Annotated in this window: 11 protein-coding genes and 1 pseudogene; 6 read left to right on the forward strand and 6 right to left on the reverse strand. The window is 74.9% G+C overall.

From position 1 onward, the window contains the following. Positions 1–26 precede the first annotated feature (26 nt). Complete coding sequence (gene hutH / locus OG715_RS17805) at positions 27–1,604, reverse strand: histidine ammonia-lyase (protein ID WP_266269776.1); 1,578 nt, start codon at positions 1,602–1,604, stop codon at positions 27–29. A gap of 180 nt (positions 1,605–1,784) precedes the next feature. On the opposite strand from hutH, the gene fdhD reads away from it, so the two are divergent. Continuing rightward, positions 1,785–2,609: a formate dehydrogenase accessory sulfurtransferase FdhD gene (gene fdhD / locus OG715_RS17810; protein ID WP_266269777.1), complete on the forward strand. Its 825-nt coding sequence runs from the start codon at positions 1,785–1,787 to the stop codon at positions 2,607–2,609. Positions 2,610–2,649: 40 nt separating this feature from the next. Here the strand turns inward: fdhD and OG715_RS17815 are convergent, their stop codons facing one another. Continuing rightward, the gene (locus OG715_RS17815; RefSeq protein ID WP_266269778.1) at positions 2,650–3,849 is read right to left on the reverse strand and encodes a macrolide family glycosyltransferase; all 1,200 of its coding nucleotides are present in this window, start codon (positions 3,847–3,849) and stop codon (positions 2,650–2,652) included. Between the two features lie 141 nt (positions 3,850–3,990). Between OG715_RS17815 and OG715_RS17820 the strand changes: the two genes are divergently transcribed. Then, positions 3,991–4,599: a TetR/AcrR family transcriptional regulator gene (locus tag OG715_RS17820; protein ID WP_266269779.1), complete on the forward strand. Its 609-nt coding sequence runs from the start codon at positions 3,991–3,993 to the stop codon at positions 4,597–4,599. 24 nt (positions 4,600–4,623) lie between these two features. Here OG715_RS17820 and OG715_RS17825 read toward each other — a convergent pair whose 3' ends face one another. The 4 genes and pseudogenes from OG715_RS17825 to OG715_RS17840 all read right to left on the reverse strand — a co-directional run bounded on the left by OG715_RS17825 (position 4,624) and on the right by OG715_RS17840 (position 9,874). Beyond that, positions 4,624–5,001 carry a hypothetical protein gene (locus tag OG715_RS17825; RefSeq protein ID WP_266269780.1) on the reverse strand — a complete coding sequence of 126 codons (378 nt, stop codon included), beginning with the start codon at positions 4,999–5,001 and terminating at the stop codon, positions 4,624–4,626. Positions 5,002–5,767: 766 nt separating this feature from the next. Next, a pseudogene (locus OG715_RS17830) lies at positions 5,768–6,904 on the reverse strand (diguanylate cyclase domain-containing protein); the annotation flags it as partial. A 641-nt stretch (positions 6,905–7,545) separates the two neighbouring features. Further along, positions 7,546–8,697, reverse strand: a complete 1,152-nt coding sequence (locus OG715_RS17835; protein ID WP_266269781.1) for an adenylate/guanylate cyclase domain-containing protein — start codon at positions 8,695–8,697, stop codon at positions 7,546–7,548. Positions 8,698–8,974: 277 nt separating this feature from the next. Beyond that, entirely contained in the window at positions 8,975–9,874 is a 900-nt protein-coding gene (locus OG715_RS17840; protein WP_266269782.1) for a biotin--[acetyl-CoA-carboxylase] ligase, read from the reverse strand. A 240-nt stretch (positions 9,875–10,114) separates the two neighbouring features. Between OG715_RS17840 and OG715_RS17845 the strand changes: the two genes are divergently transcribed. The 4 genes from OG715_RS17845 to OG715_RS17860 all read left to right on the forward strand — a co-directional run bounded on the left by OG715_RS17845 (position 10,115) and on the right by OG715_RS17860 (position 12,883). Beyond that, positions 10,115–11,704 carry an acyl-CoA carboxylase subunit beta gene (locus OG715_RS17845; protein WP_266269783.1) on the forward strand — a complete coding sequence of 530 codons (1,590 nt, stop codon included), beginning with the start codon at positions 10,115–10,117 and terminating at the stop codon, positions 11,702–11,704. A 35-nt stretch (positions 11,705–11,739) separates the two neighbouring features. Next, complete coding sequence (locus tag OG715_RS17850; RefSeq protein ID WP_030393431.1) at positions 11,740–11,961, forward strand: acyl-CoA carboxylase subunit epsilon; 222 nt, start codon at positions 11,740–11,742, stop codon at positions 11,959–11,961. Between the two features lie 152 nt (positions 11,962–12,113). Then, positions 12,114–12,239: a morphogenic membrane protein MmpB gene (mmpB, locus tag OG715_RS17855; protein WP_255360215.1), complete on the forward strand. Its 126-nt coding sequence runs from the start codon at positions 12,114–12,116 to the stop codon at positions 12,237–12,239. A 44-nt stretch (positions 12,240–12,283) separates the two neighbouring features. Then, complete coding sequence (locus OG715_RS17860; RefSeq protein ID WP_266269784.1) at positions 12,284–12,883, forward strand: nucleoside triphosphate pyrophosphatase; 600 nt, start codon at positions 12,284–12,286, stop codon at positions 12,881–12,883. Positions 12,884–12,991 lie beyond the last annotated feature (108 nt).

Below are 12,991 nucleotides of genomic sequence, written 5' to 3' on the forward strand. Positions count from 1 at the left end.
TCGACCCGTTCGACGCGGCGCGGAGGTCAGGCCAGCGGGCCGGTGACCTGCTCGACGGCCCGCACCAGCTCGCCCGAGGCGACCAGCGCGGCGGCGGCCTCCAGGTCCGGCGAGAGGAAGCGGTCGCGGCCGGCGCCGCCGACCCCGGCGGCCCGGGCGGCGGCCATCGCCGCGGCCGTGGCCGGCGCCGGGGCGGCGCCCGTTCCGGCCTGCTGGCGGATCTCCAGCGCCCGGGCGGCGGCGGTGAGCTCGACGGCCAGGACGCGGCCGAGGTTCTCCACGGACTGGCGCAGCTTGCGCGCGGCGGACCAGCCCATCGAGACGTGGTCCTCCTGCATGGCCGAGGAGGGGATCGAGTCGACCGAGGCCGGCACCGCGAGCCGCTTGTTCTCGCTGACCAGCGCGGCCTGGGTGTACTGGGCGATCATCAGGCCGGAGTCGACGCCCGGGTCGTCGGCCAGGAAGGCCGGCAGGCCGTGCGAACGGGCCTTGTCGAGCAGCCGGTCGGTGCGGCGCTCGGAGATCGAGCCGAGGTCGGCGGCGGCGATGGCGAGGAAGTCCAGCACGTAGGCGACCGGGGCGCCGTGGAAGTTGCCGTTGGACTCGACCCGGCCGTCGGGCAGCACCACCGGGTTGTCGACCGAGGCGGCCAGCTCGCGGGAGGCGACCAGCTGGGCGTGGGCGAGGGTGTCGCGCCCGGCGCCGGCGACCTGCGGGGCGCAGCGGATCGAGTAGGCGTCCTGGACCCGCGGCGCGTCGTCCTGGTGGTGGCCGGTGAGGCCGGAGCCCTGGAGCACGGCCAGCATGTTGGCGGCGGCGGCGGCCTGGCCGGGGTGCGGGCGGATCGGGGCGTGCAGCTCGGGGGCGAGCACCTTGTCGCTGCCGAGCAGGGCTTCCAGCGTCATGGCGGCGGTGATGTCGGCGGTGGTGAACAGCCGCTGCAGGTCCGCGATGGCCATGACCAGCATGCCGAGCATGCCGTCGGTGCCGTTGATGAGGGCGAGGCCCTCCTTCTCCAGCAGCTCGACCGGCTCGATGCCGGCGGCGGCCAGCAGCTCGCCGGCGGGCTTCTCGACGCCGTCGGGGCCGGTGGCCACGCCCTCGCCCATGAGGACGAGCGCGCAGTGCGACAGCGGCGCGAGGTCGCCGGAGCAGCCGAGCGAGCCGAACTCGCGGACCACCGGGGTGATGCCCGCGTTGAGGAGCGCGGCCATGGTCTGCGCGACCAGCGGGCGGACGCCGGTGCGGCCGCTGGCGAGGGTCTTCATGCGCAGGAAGATCAGCGCGCGGACGACCTCGCGCTCGACCGCGGGACCCATCCCGGCGGCGTGCGAGCGCACCAGCGAGCGCTGCAGCTGGGCGCGCAGCTCGGGGCTGATGTGCCGGACGGCGAGGGCGCCGAAGCCGGTCGAGACGCCGTAGACGGGGCGCGGTTCGGCGGCGAGGGCGTCGATCCGGGCGCGCGCGGTCGCCATCTCGGCGATCGCGTCGGGGCCGATCTCGACCCGGGCGTTGCCCCGGGCGACGGCCAGCACGTCCTCGGCGCCGACGTCGGCCTTGCCGACCCGGACGAGCGGCGCGTGGGCGGCCGCAGCACTGTGCATATCCATATGCATCATCTCAGCAGGTGAATGGAGATATGACAACCATCTCGGCCCAGTCGGAACACCCGGGACCGGACCGGCCGGTCACCAGGATTTTCGAATACCCGGGCCGGTGCCGCACGCTGTGGGGAGGCGGACGGCGCAACGCCGGGCGCGGCGGACACGAAGGCGGGCGGGACGATGACGCGGGCGACGGCACGGCGGCGGGTGCTCCGGCTGCGCGGGGACGGGCGCGACTTCCGGCCGGACGCGCTGGCCGCCGAGGAGCCGCTGGAGATCCGGCTCGGCGGCGAACCGCTCACCGTCACCATGCGCACCCCCGGCCAGGACTTCGACCTGGTGGCGGGTTTCCTGGTCGGCGAGGGCCTGGTCGCCGCCGGCGAGGAGCTGGCGGCGCTGCGCTACTGCGCCGGCACCGACGCGGACGGCGCCAACACCTACAACGTGGTGGACGCGACGCTGCGCGACAGCGGCCGCCCGCTGCCGCTCTCCGCCCACCGCAACCTGCTCACCACCAGTGCCTGCGGACTGTGCGGCCGCGACACCGTGGACGCCGTGCGCACCCACGTCCGGCACCCGGTCGGCGAGGACCCGCTGCGCGTCCCGCCCGCGCTGCTCTACGCGCTGCCGGACCGGCTGCGCGCCGTCCAGCGCACCTTCGAGTCCACCGGCGGCCTGCACGCGGCGGGCCTGTTCGACGGCCGGACCGGCGAGCTGCTGTGCGCCCGCGAGGACGTCGGGCGGCACAACGCGGTGGACAAGGTGGTCGGCTGGGCACTGCGGGAGGGCCTGCTGCCGCTGACCGGCCATGTGCTCCTGGTCAGCGGCCGGGCCTCGTTCGAACTGACCCAGAAGGCGGCGCTGGCCGGGGTGCCGCTGCTGGCCGCGGTCTCGGCGCCGTCCTCGCTGGCCGCGGACCTCGCCGAGGAGCTGGGCCTGACCCTGGTCGGCTTCCTGCGCGGCGAGGGCGCCAACGTCTACACCCGCCCCGACCGGATCGCCTGAGCCCACGGCCCGGGGCCCCACCCCCGCCCCGCCCCTCGCCTCACCTCAACTCGGCCTCGACCAGGTCCGCCGCCCGCGCCGTACCGCCCTCGGCCCGGGCCGCGGCGCGCTCCGCCGCGAGCCGCCCGGCCACCGCCGGGTCCCCGGTCAGCTCCAGCAGCGCGGAGCGCAGCGCCCCGGCGGTCGCGTCCTCGGTGTCCAGCCGCCGGGCCACCCCGAGCGCCACCAGCGAGTCCGCGTTGGCGAACTGGTCGACGGCCTGCGGCACCGCGATCATCGGCACCCCGTGGAAGAGTCCCTCGCTGGCGCCGCCGGTGCCGGCGTGGGTGACGAAGGCGTCCGCCTGCGCCAGCACGTCGAACTGCGGCACCCAGCGGTGCACCTCGACATTGGCCGGCACCTCGCCCAGCGCGGCCGTGTCGGTGTGGCGGCCGATCTGCAGCACGACGTGCCAGCCGGGCAGGTCGCCGAAGGCCTCCACACAGGCCCGGTAGAAGGCCGGCCGGTCGGTGAAGGCCGAGCCGAGCGAGACCAGCAGCACCTTGTCCGCCCCGGCGGGCCGCTGCCAGCCGCCCTGCTGCGAGCGGTCGCCGAAGCACTGGCCGACGAAGGTGATCCGGTCGGTGTCGACCCGGTCCGCGCAGGGCTGCAGGGCCCGCGGGATCAGCGCCAGCGCGCGGTCCGGCCGGTTCTTGAACCGCTCGACGTCCCGCTCGGCGTCCTGGACGGCGACGCCGTTGTCGGCCAGCCAGTCGCCGAACCGCCGGTAGTGCTCGGGGCCGCCGGGCCCGGTGCGGAGCGCCTCGAACATCGGCGCCATGTCCTCCTCGAAGCCCTCCCAGCCGACCATCGTGGGCGACAGCTGCACCGCCGGCACGCCGTGCCCCTCGGCCACCGCCCGGGCGGCGAAGGCGCCGATGTCGTACAGCACGAGGTCGGGCCGGTCCTCGGCGAAGAGCTTCCGCAGCACCGGGGTCATCGCGAGGGCGTCGTCGAGGAAGACGTCCTGGACCGCGACCGGGTCCTCCGGCCACCCCGCGGGGTCGCCGTCGAGCGGCAGCGCGGTGTCGTACGGGACGTGCGTGGCGCCGGTGGACGCGACCGTGTCGGCGAAGGACGGCGCGTTGACGTAGCTCACCCGGTGGCCCCGGGCGACGAGCTCGGCGATCAGGGCGAGGCTGGGGTTGACGTGGCCGTGGGCCGGGATGGAAACCATGGCGACATGGGCGGAGCAGGTCATCTCGGTGGTCCTCTCGAAGACTGCCGTTCGATCCGTCGAGACGAGACGGTTCGTCTCGCTGACGTGCCACCAGAATGCACCGGCGGACCCGAACTGTCAAGACGATACGGACCGTCTCGTTGTCTCGGTAGAATGGCGCCCATGACCGGACCGCAGACCGCCCCCGACCCGAGCCGCCGCAACGAGCAGAGCCGCGCGGCCATCCTCACCGCCGCCGCCGAGCTCGTCGCCGAACTCGGCATCGGCAAGCTCACCATCGAGAAGATCGCCGCCCGCGCCGGCGTCGGCAAGCAGACCATCTACCGCTGGTGGCCCTCCAAGGGCGCCGTCGTCTTCGACGCCTTCCTCGCCGCCAGCGAGAACCCCTCCGGCAGCCTCGCCCTCCCCGACACCGGCGACCTCGGCGAGGACCTGCGGACCGTCCTGCGGCTCACCGCCCTCGAACTCGCCGACCCCGCCTTCGACCGGACCGGCCGCGCCCTCACCGCCGAGGTGCTCACCGACCCCGCCCTGCTGCGCGACTACCGCGAACGCCTCCTCGACCCGCTGCTGGCCGTCACCCGCGAACGTCTGCGGACCGCCCGCGAGGCCGGACAGCTGCGCCCCGACGCGGACCTCGACCTCGCGGTCGAACTCCTCTACGGCCCGCTGTACTACCGCTGGCTGCACGGCCTCGGCCCGCTCGACCCCGGCTACGCCGACCAGGTCGTCGCGGCCGTCCTGGGCGCGCTCGGCCCCGCCCGGGACTGAGCGCGCCCGGGACCGGTCCGGGGCTCAGGACCGGTTGCGGCGGCGCAGCATCAGCACCACGACGACGATCACCACGATCACCACCAGCACCACCGCGATGCCGATCACCAGCCCGATGATCTTGCCCAGGCCCTTCTTCTTCTTTTTCTTGGACTTGTCCTTGGACGCGGCCAGCTGCGCGGCGCCGTGGCGCTCCGCCGTCGCCCCGACCTGCACGGCGGCACCCTGCCCCGCCGACGCCGTCCGCGCCCCGGCACCGGCCGCCGAGGACACCGAGGACACCGAGGCTGCCGAAACCGTCGAAACCGCCGGAGCCGCCGAGGCCGCCGGCGCGGCCGCCAACGCCGTCCCGCCGAACGCGAGCACCGCGGAGAGCACCAGGCCCGTCACCCGAGCACGCACAGGAACCAACCCCCGTCATCGATCCGGCACGACCCCGACGGCCCGCCGACCGCCGACACCATCCCACGCGCACCCGGCCCCGCCCACCCCCACGACCGGACCGCGACCCGCTCGGAACCAACCGGTCACCGAAGCACCACACTCCCCCGGTCCCCCGGGCCCCGCGCCGGTCCCCGGGTCAGCCGCCGGGCGGGGAGGCGGGGCCGGCGAGGGCGACGGCGACCAGGGCGCGGAGGGCGGCGGCGACCTGGCCGAGCGGGAGGGTCGCGTCGTCGGCGAAGAGTTCGAGGAGCCAGCCGCCCGCCGGGTTCTGGCCGCCGGCCGCGACCATGCCCCGGTAGCCGGAGACCACCAGCATGGCCTCCTCCGCCGGGTCGTTGCCCGCCGCCCCGGCGCGCAGCGCGAAGGCGCCGCCGCGCACGGCGGTCCGGGTCAGCGGGTAGTGGCGGAGGTCGAAGACGGCGTCCGGGGCCTCGATCTGGGCGCGCTGGGTCTCCGCCCGGGTGCTGCTCGGCCCGCTGGTCATCCGGTAGACGGCGTGCCGCGCGGTGTGCATGAGCTGCGAACCGGGCGGCACGTAGGAGATCCACCAGCCGACCGCGTCCAGCAGCCGGGCCGTGGTCTCGGCGACGACGGCGAGCTTGCCCATGGTGTCGGCCGGGTGGACGGCGCGGGCGGTGCCCTGCCGGTCGAGCGCGGCGAGCACCGCGGTGAGCAGCTGCCCGGGGTCGGCGCTGTGCGCGGCGCCGCGGAACCGCCGGCGGTCGCCGGTACCGGCCCGGCCGCCGGCCCGGGGGCGCCCGTCGGTGCGGTACTGCGGGTCGGCGGCGTCCGCGAGCAGCACCGTCGGGTCGGGGGCGAAGCCGGGCCCGTGGCTGCGGCCGGCGACCACCGGGTGCGCGGCGCGGGCGGCCTTGGCCCGGTACTGGGCGGCGTCGGCGAGCCGGAAGAGCCGGTCGGGGGTGGTGACGGGGCCGATGGAGTCCCCGGTGGAGGCGACCCCGCAGGCGACGCCCTCGCCGTCGGCCAGGGCCAGCGCCCGCGCGCACAGCTCCTCGGCGACGGCGACCACCTCGTCCGCCTTGCGGCCCTCGACGAGCAGGCAGAACTCGTCGCCGCCGAGCCGGGCCGCGAGGCTCCCGGGGAGTTTCGCGGCGGCCAGGGACAGCTGGTGGGCGAAGCGTTCCAGCAGCCGGTCGCCCACCTCGTGCCCGAGCTGGTCGTTGACCCTCTTGAGGCCGTTGACGTCGCAGACCACCAGGGACACCACGGTGTTGTCCCGGTTGTGTGCGGCCAGCGCGCTCTCCAGCCGGGCGTCCACCGCACGCCGGTTGGCGAGGCCGGTGAGCGGGTCGGAGAAGGCGAGCCTGCGCAGGTCGGCGAGGCGCTCGGTCTGGGCGAGACCGGCCGAGATCTGGGCGGCGAGCAGGGTCGCGTAGTCGGCGTCGGCCTCGGTGAACTCCGCCGACCCGGCGGTCCGGGCCAGGTAGAGCTCGCCCCAGGCCTGCCCGTGCAGCACGATCGGCGCGACCACGCAGCAGGCCCGGCCGCGTCGGCGCAGCGCGGCGGCGCGTTCCTGGCAGTACGCGCCGGCGGTCGGGTGGGCGTGCCCGGCGTGCGGCTGGGAGTTGTCGGCGGTCTGCACCCAGGCGCGCGGCAGCCGGCCGGTGGTCCAGCGCTCCTCCAGGTACGTGACGATCTCGGGGAAGTCGGCGACCGGGTAGGACTCGTCCTCGGGCAGCTCCTCCTCCCCGGGGGAGAGCTCGCCGTGGTTCACCAGGACCCGCAGCCGGCCGGACTCGCGGTCCCAGACCGAGACGGCGGCCATCGCGGCATCGAGCGCCCCGGTGGCACGGGCGGCGGCGGCCCGGACGGCCTCCAGCGGGGTGAGCGCCCCCGCCATGTCCTGGGCGAGCTCGACCACGGCCGCCAGTCGCGCGTCGGTGGCCGCACCGCCGACGGGGGTGCGGGGCACCCCGGGGGCGGGGGGCGCCGGCGCGGCCTCCGCCGACTGCCGCGTCCGGTCGCAGTCGCGGTCCGTCATGATCGCCTCACTGCTCACCGGCTCGCCTCGCTCCCTGTGCCCGGTCCTCCTGGTGGCCGGCGGACGACCGCCGTGCCCGCACCGTCCGTACCGGCGCGGCCACCGAAGGCTCCCGAAGGTCCTACCCGTCCGACATCGGATACCCGCCCGACGGTTCGCCACTCCGACCGCCCGACCGGAGCGCCTGCACCAAGACTATGGCGGTTTCGTTCGGTTATGCCCCGTTTGGGAGTCGGGATTCACCGGACCGGGCGGCCTTCAACCGTTCGGCGTGGCGCGACGGGCCGCCCGTAGGACGGTGACGAGGCAACGGGGGCGGTGACGGGATCAGCGACAGGACCGGTGGCGGGCTGTGACGGGAGCCGGGCCCGGAGGGCGACGGGCCCGCGACAGGGCGGCGCCGAACCACCGCCGAACGGCTTCCGGACGGCTTCCGGACGGCTTCCGGCCGACTTCCGGACGGCCGTCGGGCCCGCCCCGGCCGCGCTGCTCGCCGCGTACTACTCGCCGTGCGGCCGCCGGGAGAGCAGCCACGGCTCGACCAGTCCGAGGCCCCGCACCGGGCGGCGCCACATCGGCTGCAGATTGAACCGGTGCCCCGCCTCCGGCAGCGGCCCGTGCTGCCCGGTGGGCGGCATCCCCGCGGCCACCGACAGGGCGTCGGCCAGCCCGGACCCGTCCTCCCCGGCCGGCGCGACACTGCCGTACTGCTCCAGCGCGGCCGCGAACTCGCCGTCGATCAGCACCGCGTCCTTGGGCGCGATCGAGGTGAGCCGGCTGGCCAGGTTCACCGTGGTGCCGAACACGTCGCCCATCCGCGAGGTGACCGTGCCGAAGGCCATGCCGACCCGCAGGGCGGGGATGGTGTCGTCCTCGGCCAGCGCCTCGATCAGGCTGAGCGCGATCCCGGCCGCGACCACCGGGTCCTCGGAGACGAAGAGGATCTCGTCGCCGAGCGTCTTGATCACCCGGCCGCCCCGGCCGACGATCAGGTCGGAACAGGTGTTCTCGAAGGTCTCGACCAGCTCGCCGAGCTCCTCCTCCTCCAGCCGCCGGGACAGCCGGGTGAAACCGACCAGGTCGGCGAAGCACACCGCGAGCCGGCCGCTGGTGATCTCGTTGTCCTCGGCGGCCTGCACCACCCGGCCGGTGACGGCGGCCAGCTGCCGCCGCCAGACGTACACCAGGAACTGCTCCAGCTCCGGCAGCAGCAGCTCGACCAGCGGGTAGGCGACATCGGCCCGGGTGAGACCGGGCTCGACGGACTGGGTGAGGTTCTCCAGGAAGGTGTCCATCTGCCAGCCCGCGAGCCGGGCCGTGGTCTGCCCGGTGGACCGGGCCACCTGGATCGCCATCGACTCGCTCAGCAGGCCCGACTCGACCAGGCCCGCCAGCCGGCGCAGCGCGATCACATCGCCGTCGGTCAGCGCCCGGGACTGGCCGATGTCCGGGAAGCCCATCGCCCGCCAGAAGCGGGTGGCCAGTTCCATCGGGACGTCGGCGGCCCGCGCGGCCTGGTAGGGGGTGTAGCGGCGTGGCGCGTCCAGGATCAGGCGTTCGAGGTCGAGGGCGACGGTCTGGTCGTCGGAGCCCGCCGGGCCGCCGTTGCCGTCGGCGCCGTCGCCGCCGCCGTTGCTGCCGTCCTCTGCCACCGGTCCGTCCCCGTGCGGTCGCCGCACTCGCCTCGTGTCGTGCCAGTGCGGGCCGGCCGCCCCCGTTCGGGCAGTGGCGCGCCTCACACTGCTGCCAGGTGGAATGTTCGCACGGAATCGCGCGATCCGGGGCATCCGCCCGAGTCAAGGGGAGGTAAGGAGAGGCACGGTGACCCGCCCGGCGCACGACGCGCGACCCGCCCGGCGCGGGGTCCGGAACAGGGCTCCGCCCCGCACCGCCGTCGCCGCCCCGCACCGCGCCGCCCGGACAGCCCCGCTACCGCCCGTCGCGCGGCTCCGGGCGCACATGGACGACGTCCCCCGCGCCGACCGCCCGCCGCCCGCCGTCCGGGGTACGGACCACCAGCTGCCCGGCCCCGTCCACCGCGACCGCCTCGCCGATCAGTTCACGGTCGCCGGGCAGCAGCACCTTCACCGGCCGGCCCAGCGTGGTGCAGCGCTGCGCGTACGCGCGCAGCAGGCCGCTGGTGTGCGGGTCCCCGCCGGCGGCCGTCCACTCCCCGTACAGCTCGGCGAACTCGCGCAGCAGCGCGCGCAGCAGGGTGGGCCGGTCGGTGACGGCGGCGCCGGCCAGGGCCAGCGAGGCGGCGGTGGGGACGGGCAGTTCGGCGGCCCGCAGCGACACGTTGAGACCCAGACCGGCGACCACCGCCCCGCCGCCCAGCTCGGTCAGGATGCCGCCGACCTTGCGCTCCGCGCCGTCGACCTCCACCTGCAGGTCGTTGGGCCACTTCAGGCCGACCTCGACCTCGGCGACCCGGCTCAGGGTGCTCGCGGCGGCGACGCCGACCAGGATCGGCAACCAGCCGTACCGTTCGACGGGTACCTCGTCCGGGCGAAGCAGGAGGGAGAGGAAGAGGCCGGAACGGGCGGGCGCGGTCCACTGCCGTTCCAGCCGGCCGCGGCCGGAGTTCTGCGACTCGGCGATCAGCACCGCGCCCTGCGGGGCGCCCGCGCGGGCCCGGGCGGCGAGGTCGGTGTTGGTGGAACCGGTCTCCTCGACGACGTCCAGCGAGGTCCAGAGCCCACCGGGGCGCACCAGGTCCCGGCGGAGCGTGGCGGCGTCCAGCGGCGGGCGGTCCAGGTCGGTCCACGGCGACGGTCCGGCGTGGCCGAGGCCGCGCAGTCCACTGCGGCGGGGGGTGTCGGAGGTCATGCGGCTCACCTTAGGGCTGTGGCCGGGAGGCCGTACGCCGTCCCATCGTCTCCCGGAACGGGCACCGACGACACTGTGGCGCTGGCCATAACCGCCGGACATTACGCCGGGCCCTCCGCGCTGGCTACGCTACCCAACGGTAGTTCGTTGTGCCGCCCTGCACCCCTCGTCCGCGCCGCCCCCACCCGGCCCGCGCCACCGAAAACAGGTAGCGGCCCAGGATCAGGGAGAGCCACCGGAATGACCGAGGCGTCGCACGACCCGCACACCACCGCCGGCAAGCTCGCCGACCTCCGGCGCAGGATCGACGAGGCGGTGCACTCCGGCTCCGCCAAGGCGGTCGAGAAGCAGCACGCCAAGGGCAAACTGACGGCCCGCGAGCGTGTCGTGGAGCTGCTGGACGAGGACTCCTTCGTCGAGTTCGACGAGTTCGCCCGGCACCGCTCGATCAACTTCGGCCAGGAGAAGAACCGGCCGTACGGCGACGGCGTGGTGACCGGCTACGGCACCGTGGACGGCCGTCAGGTCGCCGTGTTCGCTCAGGACTTCACCGTCTTCGGCGGCTCGCTCGGCGAGGTCTTCGGCGAGAAGATCGTCAAGGTCATGGACTTCGCGCTGAAGACCGGCTGCCCGGTCATCGGCATCAACGACTCCGGTGGCGCCCGGATCCAGGAGGGCGTCGTCTCGCTCGGCCTGTACGGCGAGATCTTCCGCCGCAATGTGCACGCCTCCGGGGTGGTCCCGCAGATCTCGCTGATCATGGGCCCCTGCGCGGGCGGCGCGGTCTACTCCCCCGCGATCACCGACTTCGTGGTGATGGCCGACCGGACCTCGCACATGTTCATCACCGGCCCCGACGTGATCAAGACCGTCACCGGCGAGGACGTCGGCATGGAGGAGCTGGGCGGCGCGCGCACCCACAACACCAAGTCCGGCAACGCGCACTACCTGGCGGCGGACGAGAAGGAGGCGATCGAGTACGTCAAGAGCCTGCTCTCGTACCTGCCCTCCAACAACCTCTCCGACCCGCCGGCCTTCCCGGAGGAGGCGGACCTGTCCGTCACCGACGAGGACCTCGAACTCGACACCCTGGTGCCGGACTCGGCGAACCAGCCGTACGACATGCACCACGTGATCGAGCACGTGCTCGACGACGGCGAGTTCCTGGAGACCCAGCCGCTCTACGCCGGCAACATCATCACCGGCTTCGGCCGGGTCGAGGGCCACCCGGTCGGCATCGTGGGCAACCAGCCGATGGACCTGGCGGGCTGCCTGGACATCGCCGCCAGTGAGAAGGCCGCGCGGTTCATCCGCACCTGCGACTCCTTCAACATCCCCGTCATCACCTTCGTCGACGTGCCCGGCTTCCTGCCCGGCACCGAGCAGGAGTGGGACGGCATCATCCGCCGCGGCGCCAAGCTGATCTACGCCTACGCCGAGGCGACCGTCCCGCTGATCACCGTGATCACCCGCAAGGCATTCGGCGGCGCGTACGACGTCATGGGCTCCAAGCACCTCGGCGCCGACCTCAACCTGGCCTGGCCGACCGCGCAGATCGCCGTGATGGGCGCCCAGGGCGCGGTCAACATCCTGCACCGGCGGGAGATCGCCGAGGCCGACGCGGCCGGCCTCGCCGACGAGAAGCGGGCCGAGCTGATCGCCTCCTACGAGGACACCCTGCTCAACCCGTACCTGGCGGCCGAGCGCGGCTACGTGGACGCGGTGATCGCACCCAGCGAGACCCGCCGGCACATCGTCCGCGGCCTGCGCGCGCTGCGCGGCAAGCGCGAGGTGCTGCCCCCGAAGAAGCACGGCAACATTCCGCTGTAGTGGCTCCTCCCAGGAGGAACGCGAGAGGATTGAGCATGGCCCCGATCCACGTGCTGCACGGGCAGCCGACCCCCGAGGAGCTGGCCACCGTCCTGGCGGTGGTCCAGTCCCGGGCCGCCGCCGCGCAGGCCGCCGCCGAGGCGGCCCGCCGCGCGGGCGACGGCCCGGACTCCGCCTGGAACGACCGCGCGCGCCGACTGCGCGCGACCCCGCGCCCCGGCGTCAACGCCTGGCGCACCTCCGGCTGGGCCGGTTAGCGACGCTCGCCACGGCCGCCCGGCACTGCCCGCCGCAGTGCCGGGCGGCCGTTCGCGCACCTGCTTCCCGCTCCCGCTGCGGGCCCGGATTGCCCCGAAAGCTGAGTACGCGTACTCAGGCGCCCCGCCGACCGGGGGCGCACCCTGGAACGATGCTCTGGTCAGACCCCCGCGACGAGCCCTCCCCGGAAGCCCGGCGCATGCAGCGACGGCTGCACCGGGCCGGTCATGTGCTCGCCGTCCTCGCGCTGGTGATCGCCGTCCTGCTGATGGTCTGACGACCGCGGAACGACCGCCCGGAGCAGCCCTCTACCCTGGTGGCATGACCGACCGCCGCTCCCTCGTGCTCGCCTCCGCCTCCCCCGCCCGGCTCGGGCTGCTGCGTCAGGCGGGCCTCGACCCGCGCGTGGTGGTCAGCGGCGTCGACGAGGACGCCCTCACCGCCGCCACCCCCGCCGAACTCGCCCTCGTGCTCGCCGAGGCCAAGGCCGAGGCTGTCGCCGTCACCCTCACCGGGGGCGAGCTGGTGATCGGCTGCGACTCGGTGCTGGAGCTGGACGGCCAGGCCCTCGGCAAGCCCGCCGACGAGGCCGAGGCACTGGCCCGCTGGCAGGCCATGCGCGGCCGGGCCGGCGTGCTGCGCACCGGCCACTGCGTGATCGACACCACCACCGGCCGGCAGGCCTCCGCCACCGCCTCCACCACCGTCCGGTTCGGCACCCCGGACGACGCCGAGGTCGCCGCGTACATCGCGACCGGCGAGCCGCTGCACGTGGCCGGGGCGTTCACCCTGGACGGCCGTTCGGCCCCGTTCGTCGAGGGCATCGACGGCGACCCGGGCAATGTCATCGGGCTCTCGCTGCCGCTGCTGCGCGGACTGCTCACCGAACTCGGCGTGCGGATCACCGACCTCTGGGTCTGACGGGTGACCGGCCCGGCACCCGTGCCGGGCCCCGCACCCCTGTCCGCACCGGACCCTGCGGGTACGACGGGCCCGCGCACGCCGCGGACCGGGTCGCGCCGGGGTGTC

The sequence above is a fragment of the Kitasatospora purpeofusca genome, assembly GCF_036010405.1.
GTDB lineage: Bacteria > Actinomycetota > Actinomycetes > Streptomycetales > Streptomycetaceae > Kitasatospora > Kitasatospora purpeofusca.